General features: G+C 72.4%; 15 protein-coding genes. 13 read left to right on the top strand and 2 right to left on the bottom strand.

Translation table 11 applies throughout. The features are described from left to right. The first annotated feature begins 10 nt into the window (after window positions 1–10). The 13 genes from ACGFWI_RS16170 (at window position 11) to ACGFWI_RS16110 (ending at window position 16,137) form a co-directional block, all read left to right on the top strand. A complete protein-coding gene (locus ACGFWI_RS16170) occupies window positions 11–703 on the top strand; it encodes a hypothetical protein (RefSeq protein ID WP_393906578.1) in 693 nt (230 codons plus the stop codon). Next, on the top strand, window positions 700–1,359 hold the full coding sequence (locus tag ACGFWI_RS16165) for a hypothetical protein (protein ID WP_393906577.1): 660 nt from the start codon (window positions 700–702) through the stop codon (window positions 1,357–1,359). The genes ACGFWI_RS16170 and ACGFWI_RS16165 overlap by 4 nt, the downstream gene beginning before the upstream one ends. A 3-nt stretch (window positions 1,360–1,362) precedes the next feature. After that, window positions 1,363–1,743, top strand: coding sequence for a hypothetical protein (locus tag ACGFWI_RS16160; RefSeq protein ID WP_393906576.1), 381 nt, complete (start codon window positions 1,363–1,365; stop codon window positions 1,741–1,743). Beyond that, a complete protein-coding gene (locus ACGFWI_RS16155) occupies window positions 1,736–2,878 on the top strand; it encodes a hypothetical protein (RefSeq protein WP_393906575.1) in 1,143 nt (380 codons plus the stop codon). Before ACGFWI_RS16160 ends, ACGFWI_RS16155 begins: the two co-directional genes overlap by 8 nt. 60 nt (window positions 2,879–2,938) lie before the next feature. Further along, complete coding sequence (locus ACGFWI_RS16150) at window positions 2,939–3,463, top strand: phage baseplate assembly protein V (protein WP_393906574.1); 525 nt, start codon at window positions 2,939–2,941, stop codon at window positions 3,461–3,463. 56 nt (window positions 3,464–3,519) lie between these two features. After that, window positions 3,520–3,837, top strand: coding sequence for a hypothetical protein (locus ACGFWI_RS16145; RefSeq protein WP_393906573.1), 318 nt, complete (start codon window positions 3,520–3,522; stop codon window positions 3,835–3,837). Continuing rightward, a complete protein-coding gene (locus ACGFWI_RS16140) occupies window positions 3,834–4,220 on the top strand; it encodes a GPW/gp25 family protein (protein WP_393906572.1) in 387 nt (128 codons plus the stop codon). The genes ACGFWI_RS16145 and ACGFWI_RS16140 overlap by 4 nt, the downstream gene beginning before the upstream one ends. Next, on the top strand, window positions 4,217–7,414 hold the full coding sequence (locus ACGFWI_RS16135; RefSeq protein WP_393906571.1) for a putative baseplate assembly protein: 3,198 nt from the start codon (window positions 4,217–4,219) through the stop codon (window positions 7,412–7,414). The genes ACGFWI_RS16140 and ACGFWI_RS16135 overlap by 4 nt, the downstream gene beginning before the upstream one ends. Next, the gene (locus tag ACGFWI_RS16130) at window positions 7,411–8,715 is read left to right on the top strand and encodes a hypothetical protein (protein ID WP_393906570.1); all 1,305 of its coding nucleotides are present in this window, start codon (window positions 7,411–7,413) and stop codon (window positions 8,713–8,715) included. The genes ACGFWI_RS16135 and ACGFWI_RS16130 overlap by 4 nt, the downstream gene beginning before the upstream one ends. Before the next feature lie 77 nt (window positions 8,716–8,792). Beyond that, complete coding sequence (locus ACGFWI_RS16125; RefSeq protein WP_393906569.1) at window positions 8,793–11,255, top strand: putative baseplate assembly protein; 2,463 nt, start codon at window positions 8,793–8,795, stop codon at window positions 11,253–11,255. Next, entirely contained in the window at window positions 11,252–13,426 is a 2,175-nt protein-coding gene (locus ACGFWI_RS16120; RefSeq protein ID WP_393906568.1) for a hypothetical protein, read from the top strand. Before ACGFWI_RS16125 ends, ACGFWI_RS16120 begins: the two co-directional genes overlap by 4 nt. A 102-nt stretch (window positions 13,427–13,528) precedes the next feature. Next, window positions 13,529–15,160: a DUF6519 domain-containing protein gene (locus ACGFWI_RS16115; protein WP_393906567.1), complete on the top strand. Its 1,632-nt coding sequence runs from the start codon at window positions 13,529–13,531 to the stop codon at window positions 15,158–15,160. Beyond that, a complete protein-coding gene (locus tag ACGFWI_RS16110; protein WP_393906566.1) occupies window positions 15,160–16,137 on the top strand; it encodes a peptidoglycan-binding protein in 978 nt (325 codons plus the stop codon). Before ACGFWI_RS16115 ends, ACGFWI_RS16110 begins: the two co-directional genes overlap by 1 nt. Window positions 16,138–16,379: 242 nt before the next feature. Here ACGFWI_RS16110 and ACGFWI_RS16105 read toward each other — a convergent pair whose 3' ends face one another. Both ACGFWI_RS16105 and ACGFWI_RS16100 read right to left on the bottom strand, forming a co-directional pair. After that, on the bottom strand, window positions 16,380–17,792 hold the full coding sequence (locus ACGFWI_RS16105; protein WP_393906565.1) for a hypothetical protein: 1,413 nt from the start codon (window positions 17,790–17,792) through the stop codon (window positions 16,380–16,382). A gap of 91 nt (window positions 17,793–17,883) precedes the next feature. Next, entirely contained in the window at window positions 17,884–18,765 is an 882-nt protein-coding gene (locus tag ACGFWI_RS16100) for a hypothetical protein (RefSeq protein WP_393906564.1), read from the bottom strand. Between the last annotated feature and the right edge of the window lie 91 nt (window positions 18,766–18,856).

Below are 18,856 nucleotides of genomic sequence, written 5' to 3'. Positions count from 1 at the left end.
CCGAGGGATCATGGCGCGTTTCACTGCACAAGAGCTCAGGTACCTCAAAATCCTGGATGAACTCCAGGAAGCTGAAGAGGTCGACGTGCACTTCGAAGAGAGGGGGAACATCGAGGAAACCGTAGGAGAGGCGCCAGAGGCTTTCGCCCTCATTTCAGAATGGCACGGCATTGATCTCTCGCCAGAGCTACAGCGCGCATTCCTTCGCTTCGACGGGGTCTCATGTCACTGGCACATGGCGAAGGGCAACACGTCCCTGAATGGCGAGTTCTCACTCCGGCACCTGTCTGCCGCCATGTTCGCAACCGGGGACAGCTTGATCCACGAAGACTGCAGTGAGGCTCAGCGCACTCTCTACTCGGAGTTCCGCATATTCGACGATCACCCGAGGACGGGAGCGGGGACGCTCGTCGCACTCCGCGTCCAGGACGGCACCAATGACGCAATCTCCCCGGAGATCTGGCACTACGACAGTTCTGACGGGGCATTCAGACTGGACATCGACTACGCCGAGTACCTCGATGCACTTCTCATCACTAAGGGGACGCACGGCTGGCAGTACTTGTACGCCGACGTAGACCTCGGGGACAGCGGTTTCGGCGGCATCGCGGACGACATGCGGAACATGCTCGAGGTGTTCCCGACGCTCTTCCCCGACTACGAGTACGAGCCCCTGCGTCGACGTCTGGAGGAAAGGCTGTGACCCGTTACGCCGACATCCCCAAACCCATCCGGTCCGGTCTTGTCATCGTGGACCCCGAGCGCGGAACCCCCCAGCGCATCATCGTCCTCCAGTTCAACCCGGACACGCTCGAACGCTCCGTTACGCCGCAATCCGCCGGAGGGGAAGGCGGGGGCGGGGATAGCGGTGGAGACCGTAACGAGGCCCTGCGGCTCAAAGGGCCCGCGCAGGAGACCTGGAAGTTCACCGCGGAGATCGACGCCACCGATCAGCTCGATGTGGCGGCGCCGGACGGGATTCATCCGGAACTGGCCGTGCTGGAGATGCTGGTGCAGCCGACGACGGCACAGCTACGGGCCGCCTCGCACCTCAGTAAGAAGGGCACGATCGAGATCAGTCCGATCGAGACACCGCTGACGCTCTTCACCTGGGGCAGTAAGCGGGTCATGCCCGTGCGGCTCACGGAGTTGTCCGTCAATGAGTCGGCTTTCGATGTGAATCTGAATCCGATACGGGCCTCGCTCGGGATCGGGATGAAGGTGCTGACGGTGAGTGATCTGCCCGCCGGGCACCGGGGGGCCGAGTTGTACCTCGCGCACCTTGCGCAGAAGGAGCAGTTGGCGCGCAAGGCACGGGCGGGGAGTTTTGCTCAGTTGGGGCTCGGGAGGGGGATCTGAGGCGTGATCGAGCCGTATGAGCGGGCGTTGGACGACGTACCGGGAGCGCATCCGTATCCGCGGAGCAGTCGGTACCACGCGGTCGAGATCGGGGTGCACCGGGCGCCGGACGGTACCGGGGTGCGGTATGCGAAGCGGCGGTTGCTGCCGCCGCTCGATGAAGCGGCCGAGGAGACCGTGCCCCATACGGTCAGCAGCGGGGAGCGGGCGGATCAGCTGGGGCAGCGGTATTTCGGGGATCCGGGCCAGTGGTGGCGGATTGCCGATGCCAATCCGGTGCTGGATCCGCGGGAGTTGACCGATGAGCCCGGTGAGCGGGTAGCGGTGCCGTTGCCGGGTGGGTTCCCCGGTGGGACGGGTGGGCCAGGGGTGCGGAATGGGTGAGGACCAGCCGGTGGGGAGCGGGCCCATCCATGTGTCCTTGTACATGGGGCCCAAGTCGGCGCGGCTGGTTCCGCAGGAAGTGACGGAGGCGCTGCTTTCGGCGCAGATCACGAGTACGGCGGGGGAGCGCAGCGGTTTCCAGATCGCCTTCGATCTGACGAAGAAGGGGGCGATCATTCAGCGGCTGCTGCCCGAGGGGTTCTTCGACCCCAAGACGCGGGTGATTCTGGCCGTGTCGGTCAAGGGGACGCCGTTCGTGCTGCTGGACGGGTTGATCGTGCGGCAGGAGGTGGGGGCCAGCAATCAGCCGGGGCAGACCACTCTGACGGTGACCGGGGAGGATCTCACGCTTCTCATGGACCTGGAGGAGCGGACGGACCGGTATCCGAATCTCGCGCCCTCGCAGCGGGTGGAGCGGATTCTGGGAAAGTACGCGGATTACGGGATCGATGCCCGGATCATTCGGGAGCAGGTGCCGCAGCCACCGCGGGAGCAGCTGAGGGTCGACTACCAGACCGGAACCGATCTGCAGTATGTGAATGAACTGGCCAGTGCCAATGGGTACACCTTTTATCTGGACCCGGGGCCGGTTCCCGGGCGGTCGACCGCTTTCTGGGGCCCGGAGCAGCGGCTGGGCCAACGGCAGCATGCGCTGAACGTGAACATGGACGTCCACTCGACCGTGGACCAGATGACGTTCGCCTATGACGGGACCGCGCGCGAGGAGCCGCAGGCCCGGGTCCAGGATCCGGTGACGCGGCAGGCTCCGCTGCTCGCACAGCCCGACATCAGTCCGCTGCGGCCGCCCCTCGGATTGCGCGGTTCGCCGGCACTCAAGCGGCGGACGCTGTCGGGGACGGCGAAGAAGGATGAGGCGCTGGCCAAGGCGGAGGCCCTCGGGCGGGCCGCCATGTCGGCCGACGCGATCTCCGGGTCCGGGCAGCTGGACGTCAACCGGCATGGATATGTGCTGCGGGCACGGGAGTTGGTCGGGGTGCGCGGCGCCGGGGTCACCTATGACGGCGATTACTACGTGAAGAGTGTGACGACCAATCTGAGGCCGGGTTCCTACCAGCAGAACTTCACCCTGTCGCGGGAAGGACTGATCGCCCGTAGCGGCACCGTACGACCGTAGCGACATACAGCCGCGGTTCGCCCCCTAACAGCACGCACGAGATCCAGGAGACGTGGAGAGATGGCCGGCGCACCGAACAACCGCTTCCTCGGCAAGTTCCGGGGCCGGGTGGCGGCGAATGACGACCCGATGGGGATCGGACGGCTCAGAGTCCAGGTGCCGGACGTGCTGGGCGATGAGGTGTCCACCTGGGCGATGCCCTGCTTTCCGTTCACGGGAGAGCGGGCGGGACAGGTGGTGGTGCCGTCCGTCGGGGCCGGTGTGTGGGTCGAGTTCGAGCAGGGGGATCCGAGTTTCCCGGTGTGGACCGGCTGTTGGTACGGGCGACGGGACGAGTTGCCGGAGGACGCGCAGGTCGATCCGGCGATCGCGCATCCCGTGGTGATTCAGACGCCCAAGAAGCACAAGTTGGTGATGTCGGATGTGCCCACCAACGGAATTCTGCTGGAAGCGCCGGGTGGCGCATTCGTGAAGATCGATGCGACGGGTGTCCATATCAATAACGGGCACGGCGCTTCGATTTCCTTGGTCGGGGATCAAGTCGACATCAATGAGGGCCGGTTGACCGTGCCCAAGAAGCGCTGAAGGGAACGGGGGGACAGAAGACAATGGCGAGCGGAAATCTTGTCCATGGCGGGGCCGTGATCAGCTGCCCGCACGGAGGGCGCGCGCTGTCCGTGGCGGGCGCGGGCAGTGGCGCGGAGGTGCGGATCGACGGTGCGCCCGCGGTCACCGCAGCGGACCTCTACACGGTCAGCGGGTGCACACATGTCGTCGCCGGCCGTCCGCGGCCGTGCACCAGCATCCGCTGGACCCCGGCCGCGGGCGATGACGCCGTACTGGTCGACGGGGCACCGGTGCTGCTGGACACCACGGCGGCCATGTGTTTCCACGCCGGGCTGGTGCCACAGGGCCCCCCGGTCGTGGCGTCCGTCCACCAGGGGGTTTCCAGCCGATGAGGACCACAAGGCCAGTGCGTACCGAGATCGCGTTTCCGTTCCGGATCGACCGGCGGGGGCGGACCGCGCAGGCCGGCCATGACGCGCACGTACGGGACCTGATCGAGCAGCTGTTGTTCACCAGCCCCGGTGAGCGGGTGATGCGGCCGGACTTCGGGTGCGGGCTGCTGGATCTCGTGTTCACGCCTAACAGCCCGGAGCTGGCGTCGGCGGTCGAGCTGTCGGTCCAGGCCTCGCTGCAGCGCCTGCTCGGTGACCTGATCGAGGTCGAGTCGCTGGACGTGGTGAGCGAGGAGAACGTCGTACGGGTGTATCTGCGCTATGTCGTGCGCTCCACCGCGAGCCGGCGTGACGAAGTGTTCGAGGGGCGGGGCGAGGCATGAGCGAACAGCGCGGCGCGGCAGCCGAGTTGAGGTGCCGTACGGACAGCCGGCGCGGGCGTATCAGGGCGGCGCGGCTCAACGGGATCGATGCGGTGGAGGTCGCCGATGACGGGGTGACGCTGACGGTCACCTTCCTCGGTAAGGCGCCGCACGGGCTGTGTCCGGAGAATGTGCGTATCGACGGCGGGCGCCGGATCACCGGGCCGGCAGCCCTGGAGGTCTCCGTCGAGCGGGAGGAGGACCCCGAGCTCGACGACCGGCTGCATATCGTCCTCGACCGGACCGGTGACACCTCGCGGTACGGGCTGTCGCTGGTCGCCACCGATCCGTACGGCCGGCCCGGCACCGAGCCGTACGAGGGCTTCGACCAGCGGTATTTCCGTGCCGAGTTCTTCTTCCGGACCGATTGCCCGAGCGCCTTCGACTGCGCCGGGGAGAGCGCCGGAGACGACTGCCCGGACACCTTCCGGCCGGCGCCGGTCATCGATTACACCGCCCGCGACTACGACAGCCTGCGCCAACTCGTCCTGGACCGGCTGCGGCTGACCACTCCCGACTGGGTCGAGCGCAATCCGGCGGATCTGGGGGTGACGCTGGTCGAGCTGCTCGCGTACACCGCGGACCAGATCAGTTATCAGCAGGACGCGGTGGCGACGGAGGCGTATCTCGACACGGCGCGGCGACGGGTCTCCCTGCGCCGGCACGTGCGGCTCATCGACTATCTGATGCACGACGGGTGCAGCGCGCGGGCGTTCGTGTCCCTGGAGACCACCGGGGAACTGACGCTGCTGCCGGGCGAGTTCCGCTTTGCCGCCGTCGACATCCGGACGTACGGGCCGCGCGACCGGCCCGAGATCGGCAGCGTCATCGACGACCGGGATCTGGCGGTGCTCGACGAGCGCGGTTCGGTCGAGGTCTTCGAGCCGGTGGCCAACGCGCCGCTGGCCCTGCGGGCGGAGCACAACGCCGTCCGGCTGTGGACCTGGGGCGGGGAGGTCCCTGCGCTGCCGAAGGGGGCGACGAGCGCGACGCTGCGGGACGAGTGGGCGGACGACGGGTGCGCCTCCCGTGCACTCCGCCTCTCCCCCGGTGACCTGCTGCTGTTCGAGGAGGTCAAGGGGCCGCGCACGGGCACACCCGGCGATCAGGACCCGGCGCACCGGCAGCCGGTCCGGCTGACCTCGGTCACCCCCGGTGTGGACCGGCTCGACAACCAGCCGGTGCTGGAGGTCACCTGGGCGCGGGAGGACGCGCTGGCCTTTGCGCTGTGTCTGTCCACCCGGGGCGGCCCGGACTGCGCGCCCGTCGAGGACGTGAGCGTGGCGCGCGGCAATGTCGTACTCGTCGATCACGGGCGGTCGCTGACCTTCGGGGCCTCGGCAGCGGAGACCGAGCAGGAGACCGTCACCGTCCCGCCCGTCCCGGCCGTCCTCGGCTCCTGCGATCCGCCCGCATTCGGCTGCGGCGACCGCAAGGACGGGGGAAATGCGCCGGCCCGGGTCATCAACGCCCTGCGGGAGAAGACCGGTGGTCACCGGGCGCTCTCCCCCGACGACATGCGTGAGCTGTTCACCGTCGTCGGCGAGGAGGCGACCGTACGGGCCGGGCTCGGCCTGGAGCCGGCCGGAGCCGGGCGGGGCCGGGAACGCGTCGTCCCCGGTACCGCGTATGCGCAGGCCGAGGCGCTGCGCACGCTGCTGGCGCAGGTGGTCTATCCGGGCATCGGACCGCGCTTCCGGCCGCTGCTGCACCGCTCCCCCGTCGCCCAGACGGTGCCCTTCCCGCAGGCCGCGCAGGTGGCCGCGGGGCAGGCCGGTCATCTGGCGGGTATCCGGGAGCGGGTGCGGGCGCGGCTGGTGGAGCTGTGGCGCAGCGCCCGGGACCACGACGGGCTGTCGGAGGACGAGATCGCCGAGCTGGCCGTGGTGTTCGGCCTGAAGATCCTCGAACGGCTGGAGCTGCGCCGCCACCCGGTACGGGCGCTGCGTGAGCTGCTGCACCGTGCGGACCGGCTGCTGGACGCCAAGCTGCGCCGGCTGGAGGTGCTGACCGCGCGGGCCCGTGCGGGCACGGTGCTGGACGGGCGGATCGCCTGGGAGATCGCACAGAGCTGGGGTCCGGCCTACGCGGTGGGCCTGCATCCGGACGAGCCGGTGCTGCACGGTCCGGCCGCCACCCTGCTGCCCGATCCGCGCGCCGCGCTCCCCGCCGTGCGCATCCAGGACGACGACGGTGAGTGGCGCCCCCGCCGCGATCTCCTCGGCAGCGGGCCCCGCGAGCGGCATGTCGTCGGTGAGCTGGAGGACGACGGGCGGATCGCGCTGCGGTTCGGCGACGGGCGGTACGGTGCCCGCCCCGCACCCGGCAGCCGGCTCACGCTGCAATACCGGATGGGCGGCGGCAAGGCGGGCAATGTCGGCGCCGAGGCGATCAACCACCTGGTGCTGAGCCGGGATCCGCAGACCTCCGACGCCGGGGACCCGATGCCGGTGGCGGGGGTCCGCAACCCGCTGCCCGCGACGGGCGGCACCGAGCCGGAGCCCCTGGAACAGGTGCGGCAGCTCGCCCCGCTCGACCTCAAGCGGACCCGCCTGCGGGCCGTGACCGCCGCGGACTACGCGGAGCTGGCGTCGGCGCTTCCCGGCGTTCAGCGGGCGGCGGCCGAAATCCGCTGGACCGGCAGCGTCCAGGAGGCGCATGTCGCGATCGACGCGGCGGGGACCGGTGAGCCCGGCCCGCGGCTGCTGGATTCCGTCGCGGATGCGCTGGAGTGCTACCGGCGGATCGGGCACGACCTGGTCGTGGGGCCGGCCCGGACGGTGCCGTTGGACATCGCGCTGGAGGTGTGTGCCGCGCCGGGGCATCAACACGGGCAGATCCTGGCCGAGTTGACGCGGGTGCTGGGCAGCGGGCGGCAGTCCGGCGGCCGGCTCGGCTTCTTCCACCCGGACGCGCTGACGTTCGGGGAGCCGGTCCGGCTGAGCCGGCTGGTCGCGGTGGCCGCGGCCGTGCCCGGCGTGCAGAGCGTGCGGGTGACCCGGCTGCAACGCCTTTTCCATCAGGGACATATCGACAACAAAGCGCTGGAGGACGGTGTGCTGCGGCTCGGCCCGCTGGAGATCGCCGTGTGCGACAACGACCCGGAGCGGCCGGAGAACGGCTCGCTGGTCATCGAGCTCGGGGGTGTGCGATGAGCGGCTGCCGTTGCGGCTGCGGGGGCGGCAGCGACGAGCGCCGCGCCCCCGACGCCCTCTACAACCCGCCGGGACGCACGGCCCTGGACTACCGCGTCGGCGACTACGGCTCGTTCCTGGCCGGGATGCTCGACCGGCTCGCCTCGCCCGCCTACCCGGCGCTGCGCGGCCTGACCGTGGGGGTCCCCCCGCGCGAGCAGAGCCGAGCGTGGGGGAGTACGCCGGAGGACCCGGCGGTCGGACTGCTGGACGCCTGGGCGGTGCTCGGTGACGTACTGACCTTCCACAGCGAGCGGATCGCCGAGGAGGGCTATCTGCGGACCGCCAACGAGCACCGGTCGCTGGCCCTGCTGGGGCGGCTGGTGGGGCATCGACCGCGGCCCGGTGTCGCGGCCGACACCCACCTCGCGTACACCCTCGACAAGGATCCGCGCGCCGAGGACCTGCCGGTGGTCATTCCGCGGGGCGCGCGCAGCCACAGCGTGCCGGCCGCCGACGTGGAGGAGTCGCAGACCTTCGAGACCGACGAGGACCTGACCGCGCGATGGGCGTGGAACGAGCTGACGGTGCGCAGGCGGCGTCCGGCGCTGCTGGTCGCCGAGGATCTGGCCCAGCGGTCGGAGCTGTACGTATCGGGCACCTCGACCTCCCTCCAGACCGGTGACCAGCTGCTCTTCGACTTCGGCGACAGGCAGTTGCTGCTGCCGGTCGCGAAGGTACGCATCGACCGGGACGAGGACCTCACCGCGATCGGGCTGCCGCGGTCCGCGCCGGCCACCCTCAAGGAGCTGGTGGACGAGCTGCGGCAGTGGATCACCGAGCCGGAGACCGGCGTCGACCCGGACGACCCGGACTATCCGCCGGACCCCGGGCCGCAGGTCCCGAACCCGCGGCCCGTCAGCAAGCTGATCGAGACCTTCGACATCCAGGTGCTGGCGCCGCTGCGCAGGGATCTGGACGGGGACGCCGGCCGGACGCCGGCGGCCTTGGCCGAGCGGCTCGCCGGGCCGCATGAGCGGCTGGCCGAGGCACAGGTGCTGGCCGCGCCGTACGAGGCGGTCGCGGCCTGGTTCGAGCGGCTGGCGGCGGTGGTCGGCGAACTGCGGGAGCGCGCGGGGCAGCTGGCGCCCGCACGCACGGTGCCCGGCACGCCGAAGTCCGCCGCGGGGCAGGGCGCTCCGGCACTGGCGGCGCTGGGTTCCGTCCTCCCCGCCCTCCGTACCCGGTCGTCCGCCCGCCGTCCGGCGCGCGGGGCGCCTCGCGCGAACCCGGCCGGCTCTTCGCTCCGGGTTCGGACCTGACCGCGCGGCTGCTGTCCGCGCTGGACCCGCGGCTGGCGGACGGGATGTACGCGGCGTGGCGGCAGGCGGCGCCCGCCGTGCCGTCCGCACTGCGCGAGCTGCTGGCGATGCGGGTGACCGCCGCGCCCTTCGGGGCGACCGCGCCGCTCAAGCCCGTGCAGGACGACAAGGGCCGGGTCATCCGGCAGGCCGACTGGCCGCTCACCGGCGGGGTACTGACCAGCATGCGGGTCGTGTTCGACACGGCCGGCAAGGTGCCGGTGAAGGCCGAGTTCCAGCACATCGAGACCGGCAGTTCGGTGCAGCGCACCGAGAACCTGCCGTCCGACGGGGCCTTCGACTTCGGTCCCGGACGCATCGAGCTGTCCACGCGTACCGGCCCGGACCACGATCTGAGCTGGCTGGGCCGTCGTCCGACGGACTCGCAGGATGCCGGGATCACGGCCCGGCTGCTGGCCGGCCTGCCGGAGCGCACCCTGTTCGTGGCCCGTCCGGACGACGAGGACCGGATCGAGATCGCGGTGCACAACGGCGAGACCAAGACCTGGCGTCTCAAGCCGGGCGACCAGGATCAGATCCGGCACGGCGCGTACGAGGTGACGGTGCGCCGCACGCCGGGCAGCGAACCGCCCGCCGTGGAGATCGGCATCGCGACGGTCCCGGAGGCCGCCAACCGTTCGGTGCTGCCGTTGGACTCGGTGCAGGACGGCATCACGGTCGGCAGCTGGGTGGCCGTCCAGCGGCCCCGTAAGGGCGCGGACGGGCCCGACGGCATCCCGGGGGACAGGAAGCTGGCGTTCGTCACCACCCGGGTGACGGCGGTGCGTACCGCCGCGTACACCGATTTCGGCATCACCGGACGCGGCACCGAACTGACCCTGGCCGACCCCTGGCTGGACGAGCACGATGTGGTGCTCTCCGCGATCCGGGACACGACCGTGCACGCGGGCGGCGCGCCGCTGCGGATGGCGGACGAGCCGCTGGGCGAGGACGTGCACGGCAACGAGCTGGAACTGGCCGCCCTGTACGACGGGTTGCTGCCCGGCCGGCGCCTCATCGTCTCCGGCGAGCGCACCGACGTCCCGGGGTCGGCGGGGCTGCGCGCCACCGAGCCGGCCGTGATCGCCTCGGTCGACCAGCGCCTGGACCCCGGGCTGCCGGGCGATCAGGTGCACACGGTGCTCACGCTCACCGCGGATCTCGCCTACTGGTACCGGCGGGACACCGTCCGCGTTCAAGGCAATGTCGTCCCCGCCACGCATGGTGAGAGCCGCGACGAGCCGATCGGCAGCGGAGATGCCGCACGCGGGAATCAGACGTTCGCGCTCTGGCAGTCGCCGCTGACCTGGCTGCCGGACGACAATGCGCTCGGCGCCGTCCCGCAGTTGGAGGTGCGGGTCGACGGTCTGCTGTGGCATGCGGTGGACAGTCTGGCCGGGCGCGGCCCGCGGGAGCGGGTCTATGTGACGGGGACGGCGGACGGGGGCACCGCCCCGTCGAGCCGAGCCGGGGGTGGAGCCGGCCGTACGACGGTGACGTTCGGCGACGGGGTGCACGGCGCCCGGCTGCCGAGCGGGCACGACAACGTACGGGCCCGCTACCGCTTCGGCACCGGGCGGGCGGCGAATGTCGCGGCGAACCGGATCACCCAGGCGGTCACCCGGCCGCTCGGCGTCACCGGCGTCACCAATCCGCAGCCGGCGAGCGGCGGTGCGGACGCCGACGGGCCGGGGCTGACCCGGCGCACCGTGCCGCTGGCGGTCTCCGCGCTCGACCGGCTGGTCTCGCTCGCGGACTACGAGGACTTCGCCCGCTCCCGGGCCGGCATCGGCCGGGCCGCGGCCCGCGAACTGTTCGACGGGCGGCGGAAGGTGCTGCATGTGACGGTGGCGGGGGTGGACGACACCCCGATCGCGCCGGACGCGGAGGTGCTGCGGGCGCTGCGGTCCTCGCTCGCGGAGTACGGCGACGCCCGGCTGCCGGTCCGGGTGGACGTGCGGGAGCGGGTGCTGCTGCTGCTCGTGGCGCAGCTGAAGGTGGCGGCGGACCACACGTGGCCGCTGGTCGAGCCGCGGGTGCGGCGGGCGCTGCTGGCCCGGCTCGGCTACGACGGGCGGGAGCTGGGACAGGCGGCGCAGTTGTCGGAGGTGCTGGCCGCTGCACAGGCCGTGCCGGGTGTCGACTATCTGGATGTGGACGCGTTCACCGGTGTGCCGGCGTCCGCCACTCCCGCCGAACTCGCCGGACTGGGCGATCAGTTGACCGGCCCGCCGAATGCTTCGGTACCGGCCCGCCTGGCCACGTACGACGAGCGGATCCATGAGGTGACGGCGGACGGCGGCGAGACGCTGAGCGCGGTCGCCGGACAGTACGGCATCTCGCTGGCCGAGCTGCTGCGGCTGAACCCGGACATCACCGACACCCGACCGCTGGCCAAGGGCCGTGCGGTCGCCGTCTTCCGCGGCATCCGCCCGGCCCAGCTGGCGCTGTTCTCACCGCAGGTCGCGGACACACTGATCCTCACGGAGGTGACCCGATGACGACGTCCAGGGAGCCGGACGGGCTCGCGGAGCTGCTTCCGCAGTGGCACCGGCTGCGCGACGCGGAGAACGGGGAGCCCCTGCGCGCCCTGCTGGCCGTGATCGCCGAGCAGGTGGACCGGGTGCGCGACGGGGTCGCCCAGCAGTACGACGACTGGTTCGTGGAGAGCGCCGCCGAGTGGGTGCTGCCCTACCTCGGCGATCTGGTGGGCTACCGTCCGCTGCCCGGGTACGAGCGGGTGCTGGCGACCGGGCTGCGGGACGGCGGGCTGCCGGACTCCTCGCGGCGGCGGCTGGCCGAGGCGCTCGCGCCGCGCCGCGATGTGGCGGCGACGGTCGGCAACCGGCGGCGCAAGGGCACTCTGGCGCTGCTGGAGGAACTGTCGGAGTCGGTGGCGGGCTGGCCGGCGCGGGCGGTGGAGTTCTCCCGGCTGGTCGCGCACCAGCAGCCGGTGAAGCTGTACGGGTCGGGCACCGAGGCCGCCGACGAGCGGCGGCGCGGGCGCGGGCGGCTGGTGGACGTCCGGGACGGTGCGGCACTGGACCTGGCCGGCGGGCCGTTCGGGACGGTGGCCCGCTCGGTGGATGTCAGACGGGTCAACTCGCCCCGAACGCAAGGCGGTTACACCCCGGCCGGGGTCGGGCTGTTCGTCTGGCGGCTGAAGCCTCAGTCGGTGACCCGGGCGCCCGCGTACTGCATCGACCGGGCCCGTAACCTCTACACCTTCTCGATCCTGGGCAACGACACGGCGCTGGTGACCCGCCCGGAGCCGGAGCCGTCCGCGAGCCACATCGCCACCCTCGACAATGTGCCGGCCGCGATCCGCCGCCGGCAGCTGCACGAACGGCTCGCCGACTACTACGGGCCGGGCAAGAGCTTCGTCATCCGGCGGGACGGGCACGACACTCCGGTGCCGCCGGCCGACATCGTCGTCGCGGATCTGAGCGACTGGCGCTACCGGCCCAAGCGCGGGCAGATCGCCGTCGATCCGGAGCTGGGACGGATGGCGTTCGGCGCGCGCTCGGCGCCGCGGCAGGGCGTCTGGGTGGACTACCACTACGGGTTCGGCGACGAGCTGGGTGGCGGGGAGTACGAGCGGGAGCGGGACACCCCTGCGGACGCCGCCGTCTACCGGGTCGGGCCGCGCCAGGACTTCCGGCGGATCATGGATGCGTACGGGGCGTGGCAGCACGACCGGCGGGCCGGGCGCTGCGGCCCCGACGGGGTCATCGAGATCACCCACAGCGGCGCCTACCAGGAGCAGCTGGACTTCGACCTGGAACCCGGCGACCGGCTGGAGCTGCGCGCCGCCGAGGGCACCCGGCCCGTCATCCGGCTGCTCGACTGGTACAGCAACCGGCCCGATGCGCTCAACATCCGGGCGAGCGAGGCGGATTGCGCGCCCGGCGACCGGCCGCGGATGGTGCTGGACGGGCTGCTGGTCACCGGCCGCGGGCTGAATGTCAGCGGGCCGATGGGGGCACTGGTGCTGCGGCACTGCACGCTGGTACCGGGCTGGTCACTGGAGCCTGAGTGCGATCCGCACTCCCCGGAGGAGCCGAGCCTGGTCCTGGACCGTACGACGGCGTGTGTGGAGATCGACCGCAGCATCCTGGGCACCATCGAGGTGATCGGTGACGAGGTGAGCACCGATCCGCTGCCGATCCATCTGCGCGACAGCATCCTGGACGCCACCGGGTCCGACCGCGAGGCCCTTTCAGCGCCGGACTGCCGGCATGCGCATGCGGTGCTCCACGCACACCGCGCCACGGTCATCGGCGAGGTGCACACGCACGCCGTACAGATCGCCGAGAACAGCATCTTCACCGGGCGGCTGCACGTCGCCCGGCGCGGCATCGGCTGTCTGCGGTTCAGCTATGTCCCGCCGGGGTCGCGCACCCCGCGCCGCTACCGCTGCCGGCCGGACCTGGCGGGAGCCGAGGACGCCGCGCGGGTACGGCCGCTGCTGCGCGGTGAGCGCTACGGGACGCCGTGGTACGGGCAGTTGGCGGCGGGCTGCGCGGAAGAGATCAGGCGCGGCGCGGAGGACGGCGCCGAGATGGGCGCGTACCACGACCTCTACCAACCGCAGCGCGAGGACAGCCTGCGGGCCCGGCTGGCGGAGTACACGCCGGCGGGGAGCGATGCGGGGGTGGTGTTCGTGACGTGAACCACCGGCCTGTTCGTGACGTGAACTGCCCGCGCACTGCGCGCCCTTGCTGTGCCCCGACCGCCGACCTTCCGAGCATCCCGTACGAGGGGGACCCTTTCCATGCACGCTGATCTCTCGCGCCTCACCCACCGGCCGGCGCGTCACTACTCCGCGGTCGTCGCCCAGCAGGGCCGCGTCCAGCTGGACGCGGACGCCAATGAGCAGACGGCGATCCAGCTGTTCCAGGCCCGTACGCTCGCCGCCGATCTGATCGGTCAGCACGGCGGGCCGCGCGGCGCCACCGGCTTCAGGATCCAACTGCGGGGCGGCAGCCGCGAGCTGGACGACCTGATCATCGGCCCCGGCCGCTACTACGTGGACGGCATCCTGTGTGACGCGACCCGCCCGCAGCCCGGGGTGCCGGTGCCCGCGGCCGGCGCGGACGGCGCCGGCGGCAAGGACGGCGCCGCGGCCAAGGACGGCCAGGACGGCGGCGAGGGCGCGGACGAACCGGCCGCACCGCCCACCACCTGGACGTACTGGGACCAGCCCGACGGCTTCCGGGACCCGGAACGGCCCGGCGACCGGCTGCCCACCGCCTTCCCGTATCTGGCCTGTCTGAAGGTGTGGGAGCGGCTCGTCACCGCGGCCGAGGACCCGGCGCTGCGCGAGGTCGCCCTGGGCGCGGCGATGCCGGACACCGCGGCCCGCACAAAGGTGGTGTGGCAGGTGCTGCCCCTGCCCGCCTCCGCACTGGGGCTGGACGACGACAGCCCGTCGGTCGACGACATCCGTACGGCCTTCACCCGCTGGGCGCAGAAGGCGGGAGCCCCCGGCTCCCGTCTCGCGGCCCGCAGCGCACGCCCGGACCACGCGGACGACGAGCCCTGCCTGGTCGTCCCTGACGCCCGCTACCGGGGGCCGGAGAACCAGCTCTACCGGGTCGAGGTGCACGACGGGGGCAGCGCCAAGGACGCCACCTTCAAATGGTCCAGGGAGAACGGCTCCGTCACCTTCCCGGTCGACGGACTCGACGGCACCTGGGTGGAGCTGGCGACCCTGGGCAGCGACGACAAGCTGGACCTGGACGTGGGCGACCGGGTCGAGTTCGTGGACACCGCGTATACGAGCCGGGGCGAGGCCGAGCCGCTGCTGCGGGTGGAGGAGCTCGATCTGCCGGGCCGCCGGGTACGGCTCTCGGACGAGCCGGCGCCGGGCGTCGGCCGGCGGCCCGAACTGCACCCGTTCCTGCGCCGCTGGGACCACCAGGAAGGCGGCCGGCGGACCACCGGGCGCGCTGAGCGGGGCGGCCGGCTCAAGCACGGAGCACTGCCGGTCGAGGAGGGCGGCTGGCTGCCGCTGGAGGACGGCGTCGAGGTCTGCTTCGCGTCCGGCGGCAGCTACCGCACCGGCGACTTCTGGCTGATCCCGGCCCGTACGGCCACCGGCTCGGTGGAGTGGCCGACGGATGCGGCGCGCCGCCCCCTGCTGGAGTACCCGTCCGGTATCGCGGTGCACTTCGCGCCGCTGGCGTGGGTCGCGGGCGAGCAGGGCGAGACCGATCTGCGGCTGGCGTTCGCCCCGCTGTCGGCGGGCATTCCGGCGGCGGACGAGGCGGCGCTGGCCGCCGAGGAGGAGGCACGGGCGGAGGAGGCGGACGGCGCGGCGTACGACGCGGCGGATCCGGCGCCGAGCAGGTCACAGACCACCGCGGCGGCCGAAGCCGCGGCCGACGAAGGAGGTGCGGGCTGATGGCCACCGCCCTGACCGCGAGCAAGCTGATCGCGGCGCTGCGCGACGAGGGCCTGGTGGTCCACGAGGTCCGCAACTGGCGTCAGCACAACCGGAACACCAAGGGCCGCTGGGGCCCGTTGAACGGCGTGATGATCCATCACACCGCCACGAAGGGCACCGACAGCTCGGTGGACCTGTGTTACGACGGGCGCTCCGATCTGCCGGGGCCGCTGTGCCATGGCGTGATCGACAAGCAGGGCGAGGTCCATCTCGTCGGCAACGGCCGCGCCAACCACGCCGGACTCGGCGACCGCGACGTCCTGCGTGCGGTGGTCAACGAGGACGCGGAGCTGCCGAAGGACAACGCCGCGGACACCGACGGCAACCGTCACTTCTACGGCTTCGAATGCATCAACCTCGGGGACGGCAAGGACCCTTGGCCCGAGGAGCAGAAGCTCGCCATCGAGAAGGCCGCGGCGGCGATCTGCCGGGCGCACGGCTGGAGCGAGCGCTCGGTGATCGGGCACAAGGAGTGGCAGCCGGGGAAGGTCGATCCGCGCGGCATCGTGATGGACGACCTGCGCGGCCGGATCAAGAAGCGGCTGGCGAAGGCGGCGGAGGGCCCGCCGGATGCCGACGGTACGGATGCGGGCGGTACGGATGCCGGCGGCTCGGGGCCGGGTGGCTCGGGCGGCGGTTCCGGTGACGGTTCGACGCGGCCGGTGCCGCCGAAGCCACAGCATCCGCCGTACGAGTCGTTTCCCGGCCGCGACTTCTTCCGGGCGGGGGCCCGCAGCCCGGTGATCACGGCGATGGGTGCGCGGCTGGTGGCGGAGGGCTGTGGCCACTACAAAGACGGCCCCGGTCCGGAGTGGACCGAGGCGGACCGCAAGTCGTACGCGGCCTGGCAGCGCAAGAACGGCTTCCGCGGCAAGGACGCGGACGGGGCACCCGGGCAGGTCAGCTGGGAGCGGCTGCACGTACCCAAGTCTTAGGCGCGGGAGGCTCGTTGGCGCAGCGCATCAGGGATGCGGTGCGGCGCGAAGTGCTGCGGCGCGAAGTGGTGCGGGGGAGGGGTGCTGCGGGGGAGGGGTGCGGCGCGAAGTGGTGCGGCGCGGCGCGGTGGATACGCCAAGGCCGGGCGGCCCTCCCCCACAGAGGTCCGCCCGGCTGTTCATGGGTGTTCCGGCGTCGGCCGCCGCCGCGGCCGATCAGCCGGTGGTGTCGGCCTGAGGCCTCAGACCGCCTGGACCGGGAGGGCCGGCAGCGCCGGGATGTTGGCGGCGTTGGTCAGGTCGGCCAGGTTGGCGGGCACGGCCGGAACGGCAACGGCGTCGGTCAGGTTGGCCGGGACGGCAGGCACCGACGGGACGGCCGGGACGGCAACCGCGTCGGTCAGGTTGGCCGGGACGGCGGGGACGGCCGGAAGGGCGTCGGTCACGTTGGCCGGAACGGCGGGGACCGAGGGAACGGCCGGAACGGCGTCGGTCACGTTGGCCGGCACGGCCGGGACGGAGGGCACGGCAGGGACGGAGGGCACGGCAGGCACGGCCGGCACGGACTTCACCGGGGCCAGGCCCTGCACACCGGCGACGGCCTTGCCGGCGGTGCCCTGCGCGTCGGCCACGACGACGGCGGTCAGGCCCTGCGCGAACGGGGTGGCGTCAGCGGCCGCACCCTGGGCGAACCCCACGGTGTCGGTCGCCTTGCCCTGGGCGAACGGCGCCGCGTCGCCGGCCACACCCTGGGCGAACGGCACCGCGTCGGCCGCGGCACCCTGCACGAACAGCTGCGCCTGGCCGCCGACCGTGATCACGAACGGGGTCGCCTGGCCGGCCGCGTCACCGGCGAGGTGACCGGCACCGCCGACCGCACCCTGCGCGACCGGCACGACCTTGACGACGACCCGGCGGGCGACGGGCGGCAGCACGTCGGAGGCCGCCTTGTCGACGACCGGGCGGGCGGTGGCCAGGCCGCCCTGGGCCTGCTTCGTCAGCTGCTCGGGGCGGATGCCCGCACCGGCGAGACCGGCGAGCAGGTTGTCGACCGAGCCCGGAGCCTTGGGCAGCGCGGGGACCTTCGGCAGCGCCGGGGTGCCGGGCAGGCCCTGGGGCAGGCCGCCGGGGAGGTGGGCGGACGGGACGCCCGGGGTGGCGGGCAGCGACGGAACGGAGGGCAGCGTGCCGTTCGTGAGGCGCCCGGCCTTGCCCAGGTCGGCGGCCTTGCCGGCCTTCTTGACGGCCTTCTTGGCCTTCTTGGCCTTCTTCAGGTCGGCGGCCTTCTGCACCTCACCGGTCTTCGGCAGGCCGACGCCGTGGGCCTGCTTCTGCACGCCGTCCACCGCACCGGTCACGTCACCGACCTGCGGCAGCTTGCCGGTGGGCAGGTTCTGGGTGGACACGCCGCCGAGGGCGCCGGTGGCCTTGGCCGCCGTCTCCTGGGCGGTCGTGGTGACGGTCTTGGCCGTCTTCGTCGCGGTGCCGGCCACGTCACCGGTGGGCAGCTGCTTGGCGGTGTCGGTCACCGTGCCGGCGGCCGGCAGGTCCGAGCCGACGGGCAGCTCGGCGGCGTTGGCGGCGACGGAGCCCAGGGCCCACAGACCGGTGGCGGCGGCGGCAACGACGATGGAACGGCGGATGTTCGAGCGCATGGAGGTGATGTCCTTCGAATTCAGGGGTGTAAGGGCAGACCTGTCCCGCCCCCGCGCGGCAGGTCCAGTTACAGACGCGGAGCGGTCTGCCCTAGCCCGGGAATTCGAGGATTTCTTCGGCACGCCGACGCGTCGGAGCGCCATCGGCCGTGCGGACGCCACCCGGCAGCAGCCGGAAGCGCGTGGGATCCGCCGGGGCGGCGGCGTGCTGGTCCCCGCCACGGGGGCCATGGCCGTCACCGGCGGAGTGCGAGGTGGGCGCCACCGGGGCCTGCGGGCACTGTCCCGGAAGGCCGTTGTGGCCCGGGGCGGGCTGCTCGTGGACGGCGGCCGAACGGTGCTCGGCGGCCGAACGGTGCAGGTCACCGACGAGGTGCGACGACTGGGCGGCACGAGCGGCGGCAGCCTGGGCAGCGGTCCGCGGACCGGCCGGCTGTGCGTCGCCCGGCGTACGGCCGTGCTGGTTGCTCGCGCCGTCTCCGGGTCCCGTCTGTTCACCGGACGGGAGGTGTACGGGCAGTGCGGCGCCGGCCGAGTCCCCGGCTTCCCGTACGACCCGGCTCACCGGCTCGGTGATCCGGCCGGTGACCGGCGCGGCCTGCTCGGCGGCGGGCCGTACGGCCTTGGCCACCGCGTCGGAGTCGGTGGGGGTGCGCTCGGCGAGCTTTGCGCCGGACGCCTTGCCCTGCCGCTGGAGCCTGGTGCCGGAGCCGGACAGCTGGTGCGCCCGGTCCGTCGCCCGGTCCCGGGTGGCGGCCCGGTCCGGGGTGGACGCCTCGGCCGGGGCCTTGGCCGGGGTCGCCACCCCGGGCAGGTCCGCTGTCCGCGTGCGGTCGTCGGCATGGGCGCCGGGACCGAAGGCGAAGCCGAGGGCGACGAAGCCCACCAGGAAGAGCCCGGCCAGCAGCGCACGCCGCACGGCCACCGTGCGCGGCAGGCGCACGGCGGCAGGCAGGGCGAACACAGCAGACAAGGAGGACCTTCCCCTACGGACGGGGACGCCCAAGGCACACGGCCTCGGCGTCACGCGCGTCGCGGGCGATCGAGCGATGGCCTGATCCTTG

Source organism: Streptomyces sp. NPDC048434 (assembly GCF_043200375.1).
Lineage (GTDB): Bacteria > Actinomycetota > Actinomycetes > Streptomycetales > Streptomycetaceae > Streptomyces.
This window is presented reverse-complemented; position numbering and strand designations above follow the sequence as displayed.